Below are 18,559 nucleotides of genomic sequence, written 5' to 3' on the forward strand. Positions count from 1 at the left end.
GGAGCCGAAGCCCCGGCGGCGCCCTCGGTCACGCGGGCGGCTACTCCGCCTCGGCGGACTCCACCGTCGAGGCCTCCGTCGCCAGCGCACGACGGCGGCGCAGCGCGAACAGGCCGAGGCCCGCGGCGAGCAGCACGACCGCGGCGACGATGTACGGCACGCTGTCGGCACCGGTCGTCGCGAGATCGCCGTCGCTCGCGCCGCCCGAGCCGCCCTGGCCCGGAGTGGTCGCCCCGCCGCCCGCGGCCGCGGTCACGGTGAGCGCGGCCGTGACCTCGGTGCCGTCCGGCAGGATCACGGCGAGCGTGTGCGCACCGGCCGGGGTGGCCGCGGGGATCGTGACGGTGCGGGAGAACGACCCGTCGGCCGCGGCCGTCACCGTGCCCAGCGACACCGGGTCGCTGCGGAGCTCCAGCTGCAGCTCGGCACCCGCCGCGAAGCCGCTGCCCGAGACCGTGACCGTGCCGCCGGCCGCGACCGTGGTCGCGCCCAGCTCGACGGACGCGGGCTGCTCGGGCTCCGGCTCCTCGGTCACCGGGGGAGTGACCCCGGCCTCGGTCACCCACTTCTCGCCTGCGTCGGACTTGGTCACCGTGAACGTGTCGTACACGGCTCCCACGGGCAGGTCGGTCGACGCGGACGCCGTCTTCTCCGCCAGGTACGACCGGTACACGAGCTGGTTCTTCGACACGTCGATCACCTGGTACGTGGTCACGCCCTCGCCGCGCAGCACCTGGGTGGCGCCGTTGTTGGTCCAGACGTTCTTCTCCGGGGTCTCCAGGTCGTAGTGCTTCGCGCCCGAGTTCGATACCACGTACACGGGGCCCGTGGTGAGGCCGGGGGTGTCGGTCGCGTCGGTGTTCACGTAGCCGCGGGCGTACGTGTGGTCGTGGCCCATCAGCACCAGGTCGATGTCGTTGCGCTGGAACACGGGCAGCCACTCGGCACGCAGCACCGGCTCGTCACGGCCGGCCGACGCCGAGAACACCGGCTGGTGGAAGGTCACGACGTTCCACTTCGACGGGCTGTTCTGCAGCAGCAGGTCGAGCCACGCCGCCTGGAACCGCGTCCACAGCGTGCCGATCTGCGACGACGGGCAGTCCGCGCCCGAGCACGACGGGAGGCCGGCCGGGGTGAGGAAGGTCGTGTCGCGCGTCGCGTTCAGCGTGATGAAGCGCACGCCCTGGTAGTCGGTGTAGTACGCGGTCTCCGCGGCGAACGCGCTCCAGTGCTCGAAGAACGCGCGGTACTGCTGCGCCACGGGGGAGTCGCCCTTCGCGAGGTCGGCCAGGGCGCCGATCGAGCTCATCGAGGGGTTGTTGTGCGGGTACTCGAAGGCGGCCTTCCACGCCGTGAGCAGCTTGTCGCCGGAGTACTCGTGGTTGCCGGGGGCCGCCATCACGTTGGTGCGGACGGCCGAGTCCTCCATGCCCTTGAACCAGTTGAGCCACTCGTTCTCGTTGCTCGACGTGTTGATCAGGTCGCCCGCGTGCACGGAGCCGATGGAGCGCGGTGCGTTCGCCTCGGCCTGCTTCACGACGCTCGGCCACGTGGTGTCCAGACCGATCTGGGCGTCGCCGTAGTACAGGAACTGGAAGTCGGTGGCGTTCGGGTCGGCCGTGCGGAAGGTGAACCAGTCGCTCCAGCTGCCGGGGAGACCCACGCGGTAGCGGTACTCCGTCGCCGGGGTGAGTCCGGTCACGGTGGCCGAGAAGTGCTTGTTCGGGTTGCCGTTCACGACCCCCGCGTCGTACGCGTCGACGACGCGCGTCTCACCGCCGGCCGCCGCGCCGATCTCGACCTGTCCGACCGTGTGCGAGGCGTCGCCCGCGAGCCACGAGAACGACTGCGACACCTCGGGCCGCTCGGTCGGGGTGAGGATCACGCGCGTGGGCGGGGCGATCACCGGGGTGCCGGGGTCGGACGCGGGCACGAGCGTGAGCGACGACATGTCGAAGTAGATGTCGGAGCTGGTGGCGCGGTCCTGGAACAGCGACACCGCGATGGTGTTGGTGCCGTCGTGCAGCAGTGCGCCCTCGGCGCTGAACGTGCTGGTGAGCGGGTCGCCGTTGGAGTCGCCCGCGTACTCGACGTTGGTGGTGTCGGTGATGCGGCCGTCGACGTAGCGCGCGACCTCCGTGCCGTTGATCCACACGACGAGCGCGTCGTCGTAGGTGACGGTGCTCTGCAGGGCTGCGACCTGCTCGGCGACGCCGGCCTCGAGCTCGAACGTGGTGCGGAAGAAGTACGTCGGGACGGCGGGCGCCTTCACCCCGTCGAGGTAGTGGTTCAGGAGCGTCTTCGGCGTCTGCGGCCCGACAGCGCCGAGCTTGCCGTTCTTCGCGCCGAAGCTGCCCGGAGCGGTCTTCCAGGCGCTGTCGTCGAAGGCGGGCAGGGTCCAGTCGCGCAGGGCGGCAGGGGCGGGCGACGGGTCGGTGCCGTCGTCGAGATAGTGCCAGGCGGTGTCGCCGGTGATGAGCGAGCCGGTGGGCACCTCGGGGTCGGGTGCGGCGAGGGCCGCGGGAGCGACGACGGCGCCGCCGAGCACGGCGAGCAGCGCGACGGACGTGAGTCCGCGACGCCGCCACCGCACCGCAGGGGTGGGGGAGGTCATGTCAGTCCTTCGTGGGTGGGGTTCCGTGCTCAGCCGCACGGGGCCCGTCCAGCCCATCGAAGCCGGATGACCGTCACCTGACGCCGAGACGACGGGGAGGTGAACGCGGGCGCCCCGGTACGCTGGAACCCATGCTCAACATGGCCGACGGCCTCGCCCGTCTCGGCGCGCTCGCCGAGAATCCCGTCGTCCGCACCCTCGCGCAGGCGTTCGCCGAGGCCGGGTTCGAGCTCGCCGTCGTGGGCGGACCGGTGCGCGACGCCCTGCTCGGCCGGGAGACGCACGACCTCGACTTCACCACGAACGCCTCGCCCGACCAGATCCTCGCGATCGTGAAGCCCGTGGCCTCGGCGCACTGGGACATCGGTCGCGCGTTCGGAACGATCGGCGCGCGCGTGCGGGGCGAGCAGGTCGAGATCACGACGTACCGCGCCGACAGCTACGACGGGGTCACCCGCAAGCCCACGGTCGAGTTCGGCGACACGATCGACGGCGACCTCGTGCGGCGCGACTTCACCGTGAACGCGATGGCCCTCCAGGTGCCGGCGGTGAAGCTGATCGACCCGACCGGAGGCGTGGAGGATCTGGTGGCCGGGGTCCTCCGCACGCCCGCCGACCCGCGGGTGTCGTTCGGCGACGACCCGTTGCGCATGCTGCGGGCCGCCCGCTTCAGCGCCCAGCTCGGCTTCCGCGTCGACGACGACACCGCCGCCGCGATCACCGAGCTCCGCGAGACCCTGGCGATCGTCAGCCCCGAGCGCATCCAGTCCGAGCTCGTGCGGCTGATGCAGACCGACGACCCCGTGCGCGGCATCCGCGTGCTGGTCGACACCGGCCTTATCGAGGAGTTCCTGCCCGAGGTCAGCGAGCTGCGCCTCGAGGTCGACGAGCACCACCACCACAAGGACGTGTACGAGCACTCGCTCACGGTGCTGCGCCAGGCGATCGCGCTGGAGCACACCCGGCACCCCGGCGCCGCGCCCGACGTGCCGCTGCGCATCGCCGCCCTCCTGCACGACATCGGCAAGCCGCGCACCCGCAAGCTCGAACCGGGCGGGGCCGTGACCTTCCACCACCACGACGTGGTCGGCGCGCGCATGGCCCGCAAGCGCCTGCAGGCCCTGCGCTTCGACACCGCCACGACCGACGCCGTCGTCGCCCTGATCGAGCTGCACCTGCGGTTCTTCGGCTACGCGGAGGGCACCTGGACGGACGCGGCCGTGCGCCGGTACGTGCGCGACGCGGGCGACCTGCTGGAGCGCCTCCACATCCTCACCAGGGCCGACGTGACCACGCGCAACAAGCGCAAGGCCGCCCGGCTCTCCGCGGCCTACGACGACATCGAGTCGCGCATCTCGGCGCTGCGCGAGCAGGAGGAGCTCGACGCGATCCGCCCGGAGCTCGACGGCAACCGCATCCAGGAGGTGCTGGGCATCCGCCCGGGCCGCGAGGTGGGCGAGGCGTACAAGTTCCTGCTCGACCTGCGCCTCGACGAGGGCGTGCTCGGGCCGGAGGTCGCCGAGCAGCGCCTGCGCGAATGGTGGGCCGCCCGCGGCTGACCACCCCCTCCCCGTGCGGGGCTCAGTGCAACGGCGGACCCACGACCGCGGCGCTGTCCGGCGGCAGCGTGAGCAGGCCGTCCGCGCGCGTGTGGGCTCCGGTCGACACGAGCTCCACCGCCTCGTCCGCGACCGCGAAGACCGCCCGGGCGGGGGAGAGGTTCACCAGCACCGACAGCGCCCCCCGGTCGATGCGGTACACGCGATGCTCCGGGCGGCCGTCGGTGGCGCGCACCTCGACCCTCGCGTGCGTCGTGTCGGGCTCCGTCAGCTCCGGCCGCTCCCGGCGCAGTCGCGCGAGGTCGCGGTACAGGCGCAGCAGTCGCGCGTGCTCCGGTCGCTCGACCTCTGCCCAGTCCAGGTGCGAGCGGGCGAAGGTGTCGGGGTCCTGCGGGTCGGGCACCGCCGCCGGATCCCACCCCATGCGCGCGAACTCGGCCGTGCGGCCCTCCGCGACCGCGCGGCCCAGCTCCGGCTCCGGGTGCGAGGTGAAGAACTGCCAGGGCGTGGTCGCCCCCCACTCCTCGCCCATGAACAGCATGGGCGTGCCGGGGGCCGTGAGCGTGAGCACCGCGGCGACCGCGAGGCGATCAGGCGAAAGCGTGGCGGAGAGCCGGTCGCCCGCCGCCCTGTTCCCGACCTGGTCGTGATCCTGCGCGAAGGTCACCAGCCGCCACGACGGGACCTCGGGCGGGATCGGCGCTCCGTGCGGGCGGTCGCGGAACGTGGAGAACGTGCCGTCGTGGAAGAAGCCCCGGTCGGTGACCTTCGCCACGGCCTCCGGCGATGCGAAGTCCTCGTAGTAGCCCGTGGTCTCGCCGGTGAGCGCGACGTGCACCGCGTGGTGCCAGTCGTCCGACCACTGCGCCGTGAGCCCGTACCCTCCGGCCTCGCGCGGCAGGATCAGCGTCGGGTCGTTGAGGTCGGACTCGGCGATCAGCGTGAGCGGACGGTTCTGCTGCGCCGACAGCGCGTCGACCCGCTCCGACAGCTCGCGCAGCAGATGCACGGGCCGGGTGTCGTGCAGGGCGTGCACGGCGTCGAGCCGCAGGCCGTCGACGTGGAAGTCGCGCAGCCACATCAGGGCGTTGTCGATGATGTACGCCCGCACGGCCGGCTCGTCGAGGTCGACCGAGTCGCCCCACGTGGTGCTGTCGGCGTCGCGCAGGTACGGACCGAACAGGGGCAGGTAGTTGCCGCTCGGCCCGAGGTGGTTGTACACGACGTCCTGCACCACGGCGAGGCCCCGGGCGTGCGCGGCGTCCACGAAGCGCTGATACGCCGCCGGGCCGCCGTACTCCTCGTGCACCGCGAACCAGAGCACGCCGTCGTAGCCCCAGTTCCACCGCCCGTTGACGGCGTTCACGGGCAGCAGCTCGACGTGGGTCACGCCGAGCTCGACCAGATGGTCCAGCCGGGCGACCGCCGCGTCGAGCGTGCCTTCGGGTGTGAACGTGCCCAGGTGCAGCTCGTAGATCAGCCCGCCCGCGAGCTGCCTTCCGGTCCAGTCGCTGTCGGTCCACGCGAACGCGGCGGGGTCGAACGCGGCCGAGGCCTCGTGCACGCCGTCCGGCTGCCGCCGCGACCGGGGGTCGGGGCGCAGGTGCTCGTCGTCGTCGATCAGGAAGCCGTAGCGCTCGCCGTCCGCCAGGATGCCGTCGCCCCGCCACCAGCCGTCGGCCGCAGCCGTGAGCTCCGTGTCGGTCGCGGTGCCCTCGGCCGCGAGCCGCCGCAGCCGCATCCGCCGTGCCCGCGGAGCCCACACCTCCATCACGACCGTGTCCCCCTCACCGCGCGAGCTCGATCAGCGCCACGGGATACGTGTCCAGCAGCTCGGCCAGCCGCACGGGCCCCGGGGCGATGCGGCGCCCGGTCAGCAGGTCGGTCCCGGGGATGTCCGGCCGCATCATCACGGTGTCGCCCCAGCCGCCGCGCCGCGCGAGGCCCACGGGCAACCGCGTCGCGATCGCGGTCGCCCCGCCGCGGTGCACCGCGACGGCATGCTCGGCGGCCGCCCCCTCGACCACGGCCGGGCGGTAGAAGCGGAACAGCTCCGGGTTGTCGCGGCGCAGGCGCAGCGCCCGGGAGGTGACCAGGAGCTTCGCGGCGCCGGAGTCGTCGATCGGCGGGAGGATGCCGCGGGCGACCTCGGCATCCAGCTCCCTCAGCATCCGCGCCCGCAGCGCGAAGTCGACCGGACGACGGTTGTCGGGGTCGACCAGCGACAGGTCCCACAGCTCGGAGCCCTGATACACGTCGGGCACGCCGGGGCCGGTGAGCTGCAGCAGCTTGGCGGCGAGCGAGTTCGAGCGGCCGTGGCCCGCGATCTCCGCGACGAAGCGGTCGAGGATCGGGGCGGCGTCGCCCTCGACGGCCTGGGCGACGGCCGCGAGACCCTCCTCGAACGCGGCGTCGGGGCGCTGCCAGGTGGTGCGCTCCGCCGCCTCGCGCGCGGCCTTGGTGGCGTACGCCAGCAGACGCTCGGACGGGATCGGCCACGCGCCGACCGCGGCCTGCCACAGCAGGGCGTCGAGCGGACCGTGGCCCGTGGTCGCCACGGCGCGCAGCTCCTCCAGCACCTCGGCCCATCGCTCCGGGACCTCGGACAGCACCGCGAGCCGCGCCCGGACGTCTTCCGAGCGCTTGGTGTCGTGCGTGGAGAGCGTGGTCATCGAGTACGGCCAGGCGGCGAGCCGGGCCCGCTGCGCCTCGTGGAACTCCTCGACCGTGACCGCGGGGATCGACGGGTCGGCCCCGACCTCCGTGAGTGTGCCCAGTCGCGTGTACCGGTAGAACGCGGTGTCCTCCACGCCCTTCGCCATGACAGCGCCGGTCACCTGGGGGAAGCGCTGCGCGACCTCCAGCGACGTGTCCCTCAGCAGGGGTTCGAGCTCGGTGAACGCCGCGTCGAGGTCGGGGCGCCGCCGCCGGGCCTCCGCGAACGCCGCGCGCAGGTGCTCGCTGCCCTCGGGCAGATAGGCGCGATACACCGGGAAGCACGCGACCAGCTCGGCGAGGGCGTCGTCGGCGTGCACGATGCCGCGCGGCAGGGTGCGCACCAGGCGCCGCACCTCCGCGACCAGCAGGGTGTCCGCGATCATCCGCTTCGTGTCGTGGATCAGGTCGGGCCATGCCAGTGCGGGCGGAAGCCCCGTCTCGGAGCGCAGTCGTGCGTCCAGGCGGTCGAGTGCGGCCACGCCGTCGCGGTTGACGAACAGCCGGTCCAGCTCGGCCAGCGCGTCGTATCCCGTGGTGCCGTCCGTGCGCCACCAGGCCGGCAGCGCCTCGCCCGGCTCCAGGATCTTCTCCACGAGGGTGTACGCGCGACCGGTCGCGTCGGCCAGCTGCTCCAGGTAGCCGCCCGGGTCGACCAGGCCGTCCGGGTGGTCGACGCGGAGCCCGTCCGCGAGGCCCTCGCGCAGCCAGCGCAGGATCTCGCGGTGCGAGTCGGCGAACACGTCCGGCAGCTCCACGCGCACCCCGGCGAGCTCGGACACCGCGAAGAAGCGCCGGTAGGTGAGGTCGGTGTTCTGGTCCTCCCAGTACCGCAGCTCGTAGTGCTGGGCGGCGAGCAGTCGCGGCAGGTCGTCCGCGAGCGCGGCGGTGCCGGGGGCGAGGGGCAGCTCGTGCTCGAAGTAGCGCAGCACGCCGTCGGGGGCGTCGGCGGCCGGGGTCGCGTCGACCACGAGCTCGCCGTTCGCGCGGGCCTCGTCGGGCGCGGAGCCGAGCAGCGGCAGCAGGATCCGTCCGCCGCCGGCCGCCCAGTCGATGTCGAAGGCCGCCGCGCGCCTGGTCTGCCGCCCGAGCCGCAGCACCTCCCACCACCACGGGTTCTGTCGCGGCACCGCGACGCCCACGTGGTTGGGCACGATGTCGACCAGCACGCCCAGCCCCGCGTCGTGCGCGGCCGCGGCGAAGCGCTCGAGACCGGCCTCGCCGCCGCGGTCCGCGTCCACGCGGGTGTGGTCGACCACGTCGTACCCGTGGGTGGAGCCGTGCACGGCCGCGAGCAGCGGCGAGACGTACACCCACGAGGCCCCGAGGTCGGCGAGGTACGGCGCGAGCTCGGCCGCCGCGTCGAGCGGGAGGTCCCGGCTGATCTGCAGGCGGTACGTCGACAGTGGCCGTCGGGTCATGCGTCGGCCTGCTCGCTCTGCGAGCGGAGCGAGGCGTCCACGGAGTCGTCGGTCGCGAGGGGTTCGCCGTCGATCTCGCGCAGCACGATCATGGCCTTGCCCTCCAGCGGGATCGCGGCGCGGGCATCGAGCGGACGGGTGTCGTCGATGTCGCCGGCGGTGTCGACGGCCACCGACCACTCGCGGCCGTGGCGTTCGTCGGGCAGCACCAGCTCGACGGGTTCGTCTCCGCTGTTGAAGTACACCAGGAAGTTCACGTCCTCCACCGGGCGGCCGCGGCGGTCGTTCTCGCGGATGCCGCGGCCGTTGAGGAACATCCCCACCGAGCGTCCGAAGCCCGAGTCCCAGTCCTCCGGTGCCATCGGGCCGCCATCGGGCCGCAGCCAGACGACATCCGGGATCCGCTCGCCGTCGTCCGCGCTCGCCGGTCGCCCGTCGAAGAAGCGGCTGCGGCGGAAGGTCGGGTGCTCGCGCCGGAGTCGTGCGACCGCGGCGGTGAACTCCACGAGCGGCAGGTCGGCGGCGTCCCAGTCGATCCAGGTGAGCTCGTTGTCCTGCGCGTAGCCGTTGTTGTTGCCGTGCTGCGTGCGCCCCAGCTCGTCGCCGTGCGAGATCATCGGCACGCCCTGCGACAGCAGCAGCGTGGCGAGGAAGTTGCGCTGCTGGCGCGCTCGCCGCCGGTTCACCTCGACGTCGTCGGTCGGGCCCTCGACGCCGTTGTTGTCGGAGCGGTTGTGCGATTCGCCGTCGTTGTTGTCCTCGCCGTTGTCCGCGTTGTGCTTGTCGTTGTACGACACGAGGTCGCGCAGCGTGAAGCCGTCGTGCGCGGTGACGAAGTTGATCGACGCGACCGGCCGCCGTCCGGAGTGCTCGTACAGGTCGGCCGAGCCGGTGAGGCGGGCCGCGAACTCGCCCAGCGCCTGCGGTTCGCCGCGCCAGAAGTCGCGCACGGTGTCGCGGTACTTGCCGTTCCACTCCGACCACTGCGGCGGGAAGTTGCCCACCTGATAGCCGCCGGGCCCCACGTCCCACGGCTCGGCGATCAGCTTGACCTGCGACACCACCGGATCCTGCTGCACGAGCTCGAAGAACGCGGCGAGGCGGTCGACGTCGTAGAACTCGCGGGCGAGCGTGGAGGCGAGGTCGAAGCGGAACCCGTCGACGTGCATCTCCGTGACCCAGTAGCGCAGCGAGTCCATGAGCAGCTGCAGGGCGTGCGGGTTGCCGGCGTTGAGGCTATTCCCGGTGCCGGTGTAGTCGGTGTAGTAGCGGCGGTCCTCTTCCAGGCGGTAGTACGCCTCGTTGTCGATCCCGCGCATCGAGAGGGTGGGCCCGAGGTGGTTGCCCTCGGCGGTGTGGTTGTAGACCACGTCGAGGATGACCTCGATGCCGGCCTCGTGCAGGGTGCGCACCATGGCGCGGAATTCCTGCACCTGCTGGCCGTGCTGACCGGTCGCCGAATAGGCGTTGTGCGGGGCGAAGAACCCGAGGGTGTTGTAGCCCCAGTAGTTCGACAGACCCTTGTCCTGCAGCACCGAGTCGTTGACGAACTGGTGCACGGGCATGAGCTCCAGCGCGGTGACGCCGAGGCGCTGCAGGTGCTCGACGACGGCGGGGTGGGCGATGCCGGCGTAGGTGCCGCGCAGCTCCTCCGGGATCTCGGGGTGACGCTGGGTGAGGCCCTTCACGTGCGCCTCGTAGATCACGGTCTCGGCGTACGGGGTCTTAAGGCGACGGTCGCCCGCCCACTCGAAGAACGGGTTGATCACGACGCCCTTGACCATCGCGGCGGCGGAGTCGTCGTCGTTGCGGGAGTCGGGGTCGCCGAAGTCGTAGCCGAACAGCGACTGCCCCCAGTCGATGTCGCCGGCGACGGCCTTGGCGTAGGGGTCGAGCAGCAGCTTGTTCGGGTTGAAGCGCCGGCCCTGCGCGGGGTCGTGCGGGCCGTGCACGCGATACCCGTACAGCTGCCCCGGCTGCACGGTGGGCAGGTAGCCGTGCCAGACGTACGCGTCGACCTCGGTGAGTGGCACCCGGGTCTCGGTGCCGTCGTCGTCGAACAGGCAGAGCTCCACGCTCTCCGCGCCCTCGCTGAAGAGGGCGAAGTTGGTGCCCTGTCCGTCGAACGTCGCGCCCAGCGGGTAGGCCTCGCCCGGCCAGATCTCGCGGCTCATCCGGCGAGGGCGTGGTGGCGCGAACCGGCGGCCATGGCGCTCACGATGCCGACGGCGTGGTCGAACTCGTAGACCTGCGCGACCTCGACGGCGCGCGCATAGGGGTGACCGAGGTAGCAGACGTAGAGGGGCGGCACGACGTCAATGTAACCCACGGGCGAGGCGGGGTCGACGACATATCTGTCGAAGTCGATCCGCTCGCAGGACTGCTCAGCGGCACCGGCGGACGGAGGCGTCTGCGTGCGCTGCGGGGAGCCAGTGGGGATGGGGGTCTCGACGTTCATGGCGTCTCTCCTGACTCGTGGGTGTGACCTCACGATAGGAAGCGGGACGGATTCGGAGAACGCCATTGCCAGGGCGGCCGGGAGGGGGTATGGGACCCGCCCTCCGGGCCGCCGGGCGCTCAGTTCTCGCGGCGCCTCTCGAAATCGGAGAACACGACGCCGGACTCGTACGCGGTCGTCTCCACGGCGTCGAACCGCTCGGGGCGATACGGGCGCTCGCCGAAGAGGGGGATGCCCGAGCCGAAGAGGAGCGGCTGGCGTTTGAGCACGAGCCGGTCGATCTCGTCGGCGAGGGTGGCCGCGAGGGCGCCGCCTCCGCACAGCCAGATCGCACTGCCGTCCTCCTGCTTGAGCCGGCGAACGACCTCGACCGGGTCTTCCGCCGTCACCTCCAGGTTCTCGGCCTCGGCCGTGTGCGCGCGGCTGAACACGATCTGGCGCAGGTGCCGGTACGGGCTCGGCAGGCCGCCCACCTGATAGGTGTTCCAGCCCATCAGCACGGTGTCGAACACGTCGTTGCGCTGCTCGATGCCCAGCGCCTCGGCGGCGACCGTGGGGATCGTGTCGGCGAACCGGGCGTTGATGCCGTCCATGTGGTCGCCCTCGACGAGGAAGGCGTCGAACTCTCCGCCCGGGCCGGCGATGAAGCCGTCGAGCGTGACGGCCACGTAGTACACGAGTTCTCGCATGATTCTCCAATCACTACATCTGTCGCGGTTGAGACTACAACAGCCGTAGTGATTGCGCTAGGGTCGAGGCATGGTCAAGAACGAGTCGCGTCGCCGCGTGATCGCCGACGCCGGGCTGACGGTGCTGGCCCGCGAGGGCTCGCGCGGACTCACCCACCGGGCCGTCGACGTCGAGGCGCAGGTGCCCACGGGGACCACGTCGAACTACTTCCGCAGCCGCGAGGCCCTGATCGAAGGACTCGTCGACCGCATCGGGGAACGGCTCGCTCCGACCCCCGAGGATCTGGAGCGTCGCGCCGCCGGCACCCCCGGCCCCGCGCTGTTCGCCGACTACGTGCGCGACATCGTGCGTCGGCTCACCGGCGACCGCGACGTGACGCTCGCCCTGTTCGAGCTGCGCCTGGAGAGCGCCCGGCGCCCCGAGCTCGCGGCCGTGCTCGGCGCGTGGCAGCGCGCGGGCTTCGACGCCGACGTGGCCTTCAACACCGCGGCGGGCCTGCCCGGCGGACGCGCGGAGATCGCCCTGTTCCACTACGCGATCGACGGCCTCCTGCTCGACCGCCTCACCACCCCGATCGACCCCGACACCTCGACCGATGCCGTGATCGACGCCCTGGTCGCGGGCCTGCTCCGCTGAGCCTTCGAGCCCCTGCCCGGGAGGAGTCCCGCGGGGGCGCGAGGCGATATTCCGCCGCAGGTCCGACGCTCCTACACTGAGGGCACGCCCGTTCTCGACGAAGGAGATCGCGTGTCTGCACCGTGGCAGGGAACCCACGGGTCTCTCCCCGAGGCCCCGCGCCTGCTCGTCGAGCGTGCGCACGAGGAGCTGATCGCCGGGAACCTCGACGACCGCCGCCTGCAGGAGGTGCGCCCGCTCGTCCGGGAGTCGTGGGAGCGGTCATGGCGGGGTCGCGTCGGACCGGAAGGGCTTCCGCCGCTCGACCTGCACGCCGAGGAGCTGGAGGAGTACCGACTCGCGCATCCGCTCGCCTCCGCGATGGACCTGATCCGCGCCCTGCTGCTGCCGGGCTCCTCGGAGGACTCGGGGGTCGTGATCGCCGTCGGCGACCAGGCCGGGCGGCTGCTGTGGATCGAGGGCGACGCGCAGCTGCGCTCGCTCACCGACGGCATGGGCTTCGTGGCGGGGGCGAACTGGTCGGAGGCCGCCGTGGGCACCAGCGCACCGGGCACCGCGCTCGCCCTCGGGCAGTCGGTGCAGATCCGCGGTGCCGAGCACTACAACCGGCTCGTGCACCCGTGGTCGTGCAGCGCGGCGCCTGTGCGCGACCCGGAGACCCAGCGGGTGCTCGGCGTGATCGACATCACCGGCGGCGCCGAGGTCGTCACCCCGCAGGCCCGGCTGCTCGTTGACGCGACCGCCCGTGCCGTCGAGTCCGAGCTGATGGTGGCCCGGCTGCGGCGGCGCGCCGAATCCCCGCGCAGCCGTCCCTCCCCGAAGCCCCGAGCGACGGCGACCGCCCGCGCGCGGCTGCACGTGCTCGGCCGCGACCGCGCGCGGCTGGAGACGGAGTCCGCGCACGAGGAGGCGGTGATCGAGCTGAGCGCGCGGCACGCCGCCATCCTCCTGATGCTCGCGGTGCACCGGCAGGGGCTCTCCGCCGAACGGCTGTGCGAGCTGGTGTACGGGCCCGACGTGTCGCCCGACACCCTGCGCCCGGAGATGGTGCGGCTGCGGAAGGTGCTGGAGCGCACGGCTCCCGACCTGGTGCCCGAGTCCCGCCCGTACCGGCTGCCCGTGCCGCTCGAGACCGACGCCCACGACGTGCTGTCGCTGCTCGACCGCGGCGCCCACCGCGTCGCGCTCACCGCCTACCGCGGTGCCGTGCTGCCCGAGTCGACCTCACCGGGCGTGGAGGAGTTCCGCGACACCGTGCGCGCCGCGCTCCGGGAGGCGATGCTGTCGGAGGCGAGTCTCGACGTGCTGCTCGCGTACGCGGACATCCCCGAGGGGCGGGAAGACGCGGAGGTGCTGCGGCTCGCGCTGGAGATGCTGCCCGCGCGCTCGCCGCGGCGGGCGGGCCTGGTCACCCGCATCGAACGCGCTGTCGGTGGCCCCGCGTAGCGTCCGGGCATGACCGAGATCCGTCCGTTCCGGGTGCACGTGTCCGACGAGGTGCTCGACGATCTGCGCGCCCGCCTTCGACGCGCGCGGCTGCTCGACGACTCACCCCGGCGCATGCGCTCCGGCATGAACGCGGCCTGGCTGCGCGAGCTCGTGCAGTCCTGGGCGGAGTGGGACTGGCGGGCGCGGGAGGAGTGGCTCAACGGCTTCCCGCAGTTCCTCGCCGAGGTCGACGGCACCGACGTCCACTTCGCGCACCTGCGCTCCGAGCGGCCCGACGCCCCGGCGCTGCTCCTGATGCACGGCTGGCCGCACACGTTCGCGCTGCAGCTCGACGCCGCGGCGCTCCTCGACGACGTCCACGTGGTGGTCGCCAGCCTGCCCGGTTTCGCGTTCTCGCAGCCCTACGCCGACGGTCCGGCCGACGAGCGGCGCTTCGCCGCCACGATGCACCGGCTGATGACCGAGGTGCTGGGCTACGACTCCTACGTCACCTACGGAGAAGACGTCTCGGCGAACGTGAGCGATCTGATCGCCGCGTCATACCCCGAGCAGGTGGCGGGCATCGTCGCGACCCATGCGCACTTCGGCACGCCGGAGGAGCGGGCGGCGAGCGACGACCCGGAGGTGCAGGCGTTCTTCGCCCGGCTCGACGCCGAGCACGGACCGAACGGGTCGTACGGGCACGTGCAGTGGGCGCGGCCCGACACCCTGGCCGCGGCGCTCAACGACTCCCCGGCGGGGCTGCTCGCGTGGATCGCCGAGAAGCTGTCGGAGTGGGCCGACACCGACGGCGACGACCCGGCGGCCGTGGAGGCCGTGATCTCGCGCGACCGCATCCTCACCGAGGCGATGATCTACTGGGTCACGCAGAGCATCGCGAGCTCCTTCCGGCCGTACTACGAGGGCGCCGACACTCCGGCTCCGATGCCGCCGGTCACGGTTCCCGCCGCGGTGTTCATCCAGCGCCACGAGCACGACTACCCCGAGGGGCTCGCCCGCGGCTACTACCGCGACCTGCGCGTGTTCGAGCGGCTCGAGCACGGCGGGCACTTCACGATCGCCGAGGTGCCGGGGGCGATGGCCGAGCGGTTCCGCGCCTTCCTCGCGGCGCTCCCCTGAGGCTGCAACCTCCTGCAACGTTGCGCACGGGGCTGCAACGGGGAGCCGCCTACCGTCGGAGACAGCCGCTGAGCATCGAGGCCGCGGCCCACCCGTCGAAGGAGACCCCATGACCATCGTCGAAGAAGACGTGTCCCTCGCCTACGCCGCTCCGGGGCAGCCCGGTGCCGTGGCCACCTATCGCCCCCGGTACGGGCACTACATCGGCGGCGAGTTCGTCGAGCCCGTGAAGGGTCAGTACTTCGAGAACATCAGCCCGGTCAACGGCAAGCCCTTCACCGAGGTGGGCCGCGGCACGAGCGAAGACGTCGACCGCGCGGTCGACGTGGCGTGGAGGGCGTTCGCCACCTGGGGCAAGACCAGCCCCGCCGAGCGTTCGGTGCTGCTGAACCGCATCGCCGACCGGATGGAGCAGCACCTGGAGGCCATCGCGGTCGCCGAGACCTGGGAGAACGGCAAGCCAGTGCGCGAGACCCTCGCCGCCGACATCCCCCTCGCGATCGACCACTTCCGTTACTTCGCCGGGGTCCTGCGGGCGCAGGAGGGCGGCATCAGCCAGCTCGACGAGAACACCGTCGCGTACCACTTCCACGAGCCGCTGGGCGTGGTCGGACAGATCATCCCGTGGAACTTCCCGATCCTGATGGCCGTGTGGAAGCTGGCGCCGGCGCTCGCCGCGGGCAACTGCATCGTCATCAAGCCGGCCGAGCAGACCCCCGCCTCGATCCTGTTCCTGTTCGACCTGATCGGCGACCTCATCCCGGCCGGCGTCGTGAACATCGTGAACGGGTTCGGCATCGAGGCCGGGGCGCCGCTCGCGCAGCACAAGCGCATCCGCAAGGTGGCGTTCACGGGCGAGACCACGACGGGGCGGCTGATCATGCAGTACGCGTCGCAGAACCTCATCCCGGTGACGCTGGAACTGGGGGGCAAGAGCCCGAACGTGTTCTTCGAAGACGTCGCGCGCTCCACGACCGACCCGTTCTACGACAAGGCGCTCGAGGGCTTCACGATGTTCGCGCTGAACCAGGGCGAGGTGTGCACGTGCCCGTCGCGGGCGCTCATCCAGCGCTCGATCTACGACGGCTTCCTCGCCGACGGGCTGGAGCGGGTGAAGAAGGTCGTGCAGGGCAACCCGCTCGACCCGGCGACGATGATCGGCGCGCAGGCGTCGAACGACCAGCTGGAGAAGATCCTCAGCTACATCGACATCGGGAAGCAGGGCGGGGCGCGACTGCTCGCGGGCGGTGAGCGGGCCGACCTCGGCGGCGACCTGAGCGACGGGTTCTACGTGCAGCCGACCGTGTTCGAGGGCACGAACGACATGCGCATCTTCCAGGAGGAGATCTTCGGCCCTGTGCTGTCGGTCACCTCGTTCGACGACTTCGCCGACGCGATCTCGATCGCCAACGACACCCTGTACGGTCTCGGCGCGGGGGTGTGGAGCCGCAGCGGCGACACGGCCTACCGCGCCGGCCGGGCGATCGAGGCCGGCCGGGTGTGGACGAACACGTACCACCAGTACCCGGCGCACGCCGCGTTCGGCGGGTACAAGCAGTCCGGCGTCGGCCGGGAGAACCACAAGATGATGCTCGACCACTACCAGCAGACGAAGAACCTCCTGGTGTCGTACGCCGAGGGCCCGATGGGCTTCTTCTGATCCGCCTCCCGGGCGGGCGCGGCAGCGTCCGCCCGGGATACTCCGGTCGTCGAGCGAGCGACGCGCGAGCGGCGGGGTCTCGCTCGACGACCGGGCACCACGGAAGGACGAGCACATGACGGCGAGCACCCCCGAGCGGGTCGCGGTGACGGAGCCCGCGGCCGCACTCGTGCGTGAACTGACCGCGCAGCACGGTCCGCTCATGTTCCACCAGTCGGGCGGCTGCTGCGACGGCTCCGCGCCCATGTGCTACCCCGTGGGGATGTTCCTCACCGGTCCGGGCGATGTGCTGCTCGGACGGCTCGACGTGGGGCTGACCGAGCCCGTGGAGGTGTTCATGTCGGCGTCGCAGTTCGAGTACTGGAAGTACACGCACCTCACGATCGACGTGGTCCCCGGCCGCGGCGCCGGCTTCAGCGTGGAGGGCCCAACGGGTCTGCGGTTCCTCATCCGCTCGCGCATGCTCGACCCCGCCGAGCTCCGGTCCTTGGGGCTCGCCTGACCGTACGGTGATCTGCCGTACATTGGGGCGATGAGTACTCCCCTGAAGAACGCCCGCCTGGAGTTCCGCGTCACCTCAGAGCAGAAGGCGGCGATCGAGGAGGCGGCTGCCATCGAGGGCCGCACGGTGACCGACTTCTCCGCTGCGGCTCTCGTGGAGCGGGCGGAAGAGGTGATCCAGCGCGACCGCAGAATGCTCGTCGACATGGTGCGCTTCGACGCATTCATCGAGGTGATGGACCGCCCGGCGCGGTCCATCGACGGGCTGCGCACGCTCCTGGACCGGGAGTCCGTGTTCGTTGACTGAGCTCCTCACGCCGCGGCCGCTCGCCGTGGGCGACGCGGTCGCCGACTTCCGGTGCGGGGTGGAGAGCCTCGATATCTGGCTCCGCGGGCGCGCGCGTCGCAACGAGAAGAGCGGCGCATCGCGCACCATGGTCTCGGTCACGCGCGAGGGCCGGGTGGCCGGGTATTACTGTCTGTCCGCGAGTTCGCTCGACCGTGCAGAGGGTCTCCGTCCGCTGTCGGCCGGGATGCCGTCGTCCGTGCCGGTCGTGCTCCTCGGTCGGCTCGCCGTCGATCAGGAGTTCTCGGGGCTCGGGCTCGGGGCCTCGCTGCTGCAGCACGCGACCCTCCGTGCGCTGGAGGCCGCGGCCACGATCGGCATCCACGCCGTCCTGGTGCACGCGATCAGCGACGAGGTCGTGCCCTTCTACGAGCGCTTCGGCTTCACGAGCTTTCCCGGAGAGCGCCGCACGCTGTACTTGCCGACGAAGGACGCCCGCGCGACGCTCACGCGGTGAGGCCGTCGAGCATCGCCCGGGAGGCGCGGGTGCGGGCGCGCAGCGCGTCGGCGAGGGCGGCGACCGCGGGGAGCCGCAGCGACTCGGGCCGGGCGACCATGTAGTACGGCAGCTTCTCGGCGAACACCGACGGCAGCAGTCGCACCAGGTCGTCGTGGCGGTCGGCGGCGAAGCACGGCAGCAGCCCGATGCCCGCGCCCGCCCTGGTCGCCTCCACGTGCACGAACACGTTCGTCGACGTGAGGCCGTCCTGCATCCCGGGCACGAGCCGGCGCGGGAGGTCGAGTGCGTCCACCTGCAGCATCGAGTCGACGAAGTACACCAGGCGATGCCGCTCCAGCTCCTCCCGCGTGGCCGGCGTGCCCGTGCGCGCGAGGTAGTCGCGCGAGGCGTACATGCCGAGCGTGTAGGTGCCGAGCTTCACCGCGTGGGCTCTGCGGGTCTGGGGTGCGCCGACCACCACCTCCAGGTCGAGCCCGGCGCGGTGCTCGGCCGCCCGACGCGTCGCGGCGACGATCTCGACGGTCAGCCGCGGATGCTCGAGGCGCAGGTCGGCGATGGCGGGCGCCGCGATGTAGGCGCTGAAGCCGTCCGTGGCCGACATCCGCACGACGCCCGCGACCGGGTCGGGGGTGTCGCCGCCGCCGTCGTCGAGCTGCGAGAGCGCGGCCTCGATGCGTCCTCCGGTCTCGGCGGCGGTGCGCCCGAGGTCGGTGAGCTCCCATCCGGACGCGGACTGGGCCACGACCCGTCCGCCGAGGGCGTCTTCCAGGGCGGCGATGCGCCGGGCGACCGTGGTGTGGTCGAGGCCGAGGTGGGTCGCGGCGCTCGTGTAGCGGCCGGTGCGGGCGACCGCGAGCAGCACGAGCAGGTCGTCAGCCCGGGGTCGCCTCGTCGCCTCCATTCTGCAATTATGCACAGGGGCTGCGCGTGA

At 72.0% G+C, this 18,559-nt stretch carries 15 protein-coding genes; 8 read left to right on the top strand and 7 right to left on the bottom strand.

All coding sequences use genetic code 11. The annotated features are described in order from the left end of the window. Positions 1 to 40: 40 nt before the first annotated feature. Entirely contained in the window at positions 41 to 2,614 is a 2,574-nt protein-coding gene (locus DW297_RS14960) for a purple acid phosphatase family protein (protein ID WP_136033814.1), read from the bottom strand. Positions 2,615 to 2,745: 131 nt separating this feature from the next. Between DW297_RS14960 and DW297_RS14965 the strand changes: the two genes are divergently transcribed. Continuing rightward, positions 2,746 to 4,173, top strand: a complete 1,428-nt coding sequence (locus DW297_RS14965; RefSeq protein WP_136033815.1) for a CCA tRNA nucleotidyltransferase — start codon at positions 2,746 to 2,748, stop codon at positions 4,171 to 4,173. Positions 4,174 to 4,195: 22 nt separating this feature from the next. On the opposite strand, the gene treZ is transcribed toward DW297_RS14965, so the two are convergent. The 5 genes from treZ to DW297_RS14990 all read right to left on the bottom strand — a co-directional run bounded on the left by treZ (position 4,196) and on the right by DW297_RS14990 (position 11,456). Beyond that, complete coding sequence (gene treZ, locus DW297_RS14970) at positions 4,196 to 5,944, bottom strand: malto-oligosyltrehalose trehalohydrolase (protein WP_168442880.1); 1,749 nt, start codon at positions 5,942 to 5,944, stop codon at positions 4,196 to 4,198. A 16-nt stretch (positions 5,945 to 5,960) separates the two neighbouring features. Beyond that, positions 5,961 to 8,309 carry a malto-oligosyltrehalose synthase gene (gene treY, locus DW297_RS14975; RefSeq protein ID WP_136033820.1) on the bottom strand — a complete coding sequence of 783 codons (2,349 nt, stop codon included), beginning with the start codon at positions 8,307 to 8,309 and terminating at the stop codon, positions 5,961 to 5,963. Then, on the bottom strand, positions 8,306 to 10,483 hold the full coding sequence (gene glgX, locus DW297_RS14980; RefSeq protein ID WP_136033822.1) for a glycogen debranching protein GlgX: 2,178 nt from the start codon (positions 10,481 to 10,483) through the stop codon (positions 8,306 to 8,308). The genes treY and glgX overlap by 4 nt, the downstream gene beginning before the upstream one ends. Beyond that, positions 10,480 to 10,767 (bottom strand): hypothetical protein, encoded by a 288-nt coding sequence (locus DW297_RS14985; protein WP_136033824.1) that lies wholly within the window; start codon positions 10,765 to 10,767, stop codon positions 10,480 to 10,482. Before DW297_RS14985 ends, glgX begins: the two co-directional genes overlap by 4 nt. A 119-nt stretch (positions 10,768 to 10,886) precedes the next feature. Continuing rightward, complete coding sequence (locus tag DW297_RS14990; protein WP_136033828.1) at positions 10,887 to 11,456, bottom strand: dihydrofolate reductase family protein; 570 nt, start codon at positions 11,454 to 11,456, stop codon at positions 10,887 to 10,889. Positions 11,457 to 11,526: 70 nt separating this feature from the next. Here DW297_RS14990 and DW297_RS14995 point away from each other — a divergent pair, with 70 nt between their 5' ends. The 7 genes from DW297_RS14995 to DW297_RS15025 all read left to right on the top strand — a co-directional run bounded on the left by DW297_RS14995 (position 11,527) and on the right by DW297_RS15025 (position 17,625). Continuing rightward, a complete protein-coding gene (locus DW297_RS14995; RefSeq protein WP_136033830.1) occupies positions 11,527 to 12,093 on the top strand; it encodes a TetR/AcrR family transcriptional regulator in 567 nt (188 codons plus the stop codon). A gap of 111 nt (positions 12,094 to 12,204) precedes the next feature. Then, positions 12,205 to 13,539 (top strand): GAF domain-containing protein, encoded by a 1,335-nt coding sequence (locus DW297_RS15000; protein WP_136033832.1) that lies wholly within the window; start codon positions 12,205 to 12,207, stop codon positions 13,537 to 13,539. A gap of 9 nt (positions 13,540 to 13,548) precedes the next feature. Beyond that, positions 13,549 to 14,661 carry an epoxide hydrolase family protein gene (locus DW297_RS15005; RefSeq protein WP_136033835.1) on the top strand — a complete coding sequence of 371 codons (1,113 nt, stop codon included), beginning with the start codon at positions 13,549 to 13,551 and terminating at the stop codon, positions 14,659 to 14,661. A 109-nt stretch (positions 14,662 to 14,770) separates the two neighbouring features. After that, positions 14,771 to 16,321 (top strand): acetaldehyde dehydrogenase ExaC, encoded by a 1,551-nt coding sequence (gene exaC / locus DW297_RS15010; RefSeq protein ID WP_136033837.1) that lies wholly within the window; start codon positions 14,771 to 14,773, stop codon positions 16,319 to 16,321. 115 nt (positions 16,322 to 16,436) lie between these two features. After that, positions 16,437 to 16,823: a DUF779 domain-containing protein gene (locus tag DW297_RS15015; protein ID WP_136033839.1), complete on the top strand. Its 387-nt coding sequence runs from the start codon at positions 16,437 to 16,439 to the stop codon at positions 16,821 to 16,823. 30 nt (positions 16,824 to 16,853) lie between these two features. Beyond that, positions 16,854 to 17,129, top strand: coding sequence for a type II toxin-antitoxin system TacA family antitoxin (locus tag DW297_RS15020; protein ID WP_136033841.1), 276 nt, complete (start codon positions 16,854 to 16,856; stop codon positions 17,127 to 17,129). Beyond that, positions 17,122 to 17,625, top strand: a complete 504-nt coding sequence (locus tag DW297_RS15025) for a GNAT family N-acetyltransferase (protein WP_136033843.1) — start codon at positions 17,122 to 17,124, stop codon at positions 17,623 to 17,625. The genes DW297_RS15020 and DW297_RS15025 overlap by 8 nt, the downstream gene beginning before the upstream one ends. Here DW297_RS15025 and DW297_RS15030 read toward each other — a convergent pair. After that, positions 17,615 to 18,529, bottom strand: a complete 915-nt coding sequence (locus DW297_RS15030) for a LysR family transcriptional regulator (RefSeq protein WP_136033845.1) — start codon at positions 18,527 to 18,529, stop codon at positions 17,615 to 17,617. The genes DW297_RS15025 and DW297_RS15030 overlap by 11 nt on opposite strands. Between the last annotated feature and the right edge of the window lie 30 nt (positions 18,530 to 18,559).

Origin of the sequence: Microbacterium sp. PF5, from assembly GCF_004794315.1 — a bacterium.
Classification (GTDB): Bacteria; Actinomycetota; Actinomycetes; order Actinomycetales; family Microbacteriaceae; genus Microbacterium; species Microbacterium sufflavum.

Excerpts from the sequence above, each read along its gene's own strand:
- DW297_RS14960 (WP_136033814.1), bottom strand. The coding sequence starts at position 2,614 with ATGACCTCCCCCACCCCTGCGGTGCGGTGGCGGCGTCGCGGACTCACG.
- DW297_RS14965 (WP_136033815.1), top strand. The coding sequence starts at position 2,746 with ATGCTCAACATGGCCGACGGCCTCGCCCGTCTCGGCGCGCTCGCCGAG.
- treZ (WP_168442880.1), bottom strand. The coding sequence starts at position 5,944 with ATGGAGGTGTGGGCTCCGCGGGCACGGCGGATGCGGCTGCGGCGGCTC.
- treY (WP_136033820.1), bottom strand. The coding sequence starts at position 8,309 with ATGACCCGACGGCCACTGTCGACGTACCGCCTGCAGATCAGCCGGGAC.
- glgX (WP_136033822.1), bottom strand. The coding sequence starts at position 10,483 with ATGAGCCGCGAGATCTGGCCGGGCGAGGCCTACCCGCTGGGCGCGACG.
- DW297_RS14985 (WP_136033824.1), bottom strand. The coding sequence starts at position 10,767 with ATGAACGTCGAGACCCCCATCCCCACTGGCTCCCCGCAGCGCACGCAG.
- DW297_RS14990 (WP_136033828.1), bottom strand. The coding sequence starts at position 11,456 with ATGCGAGAACTCGTGTACTACGTGGCCGTCACGCTCGACGGCTTCATC.
- DW297_RS14995 (WP_136033830.1), top strand. The coding sequence starts at position 11,527 with ATGGTCAAGAACGAGTCGCGTCGCCGCGTGATCGCCGACGCCGGGCTG.
- DW297_RS15005 (WP_136033835.1), top strand. The coding sequence starts at position 13,549 with ATGACCGAGATCCGTCCGTTCCGGGTGCACGTGTCCGACGAGGTGCTC.
- exaC (WP_136033837.1), top strand. The coding sequence starts at position 14,771 with ATGACCATCGTCGAAGAAGACGTGTCCCTCGCCTACGCCGCTCCGGGG.
- DW297_RS15015 (WP_136033839.1), top strand. The coding sequence starts at position 16,437 with ATGACGGCGAGCACCCCCGAGCGGGTCGCGGTGACGGAGCCCGCGGCC.
- DW297_RS15020 (WP_136033841.1), top strand. The coding sequence starts at position 16,854 with ATGAGTACTCCCCTGAAGAACGCCCGCCTGGAGTTCCGCGTCACCTCA.
- DW297_RS15030 (WP_136033845.1), bottom strand. The coding sequence starts at position 18,529 with ATGGAGGCGACGAGGCGACCCCGGGCTGACGACCTGCTCGTGCTGCTC.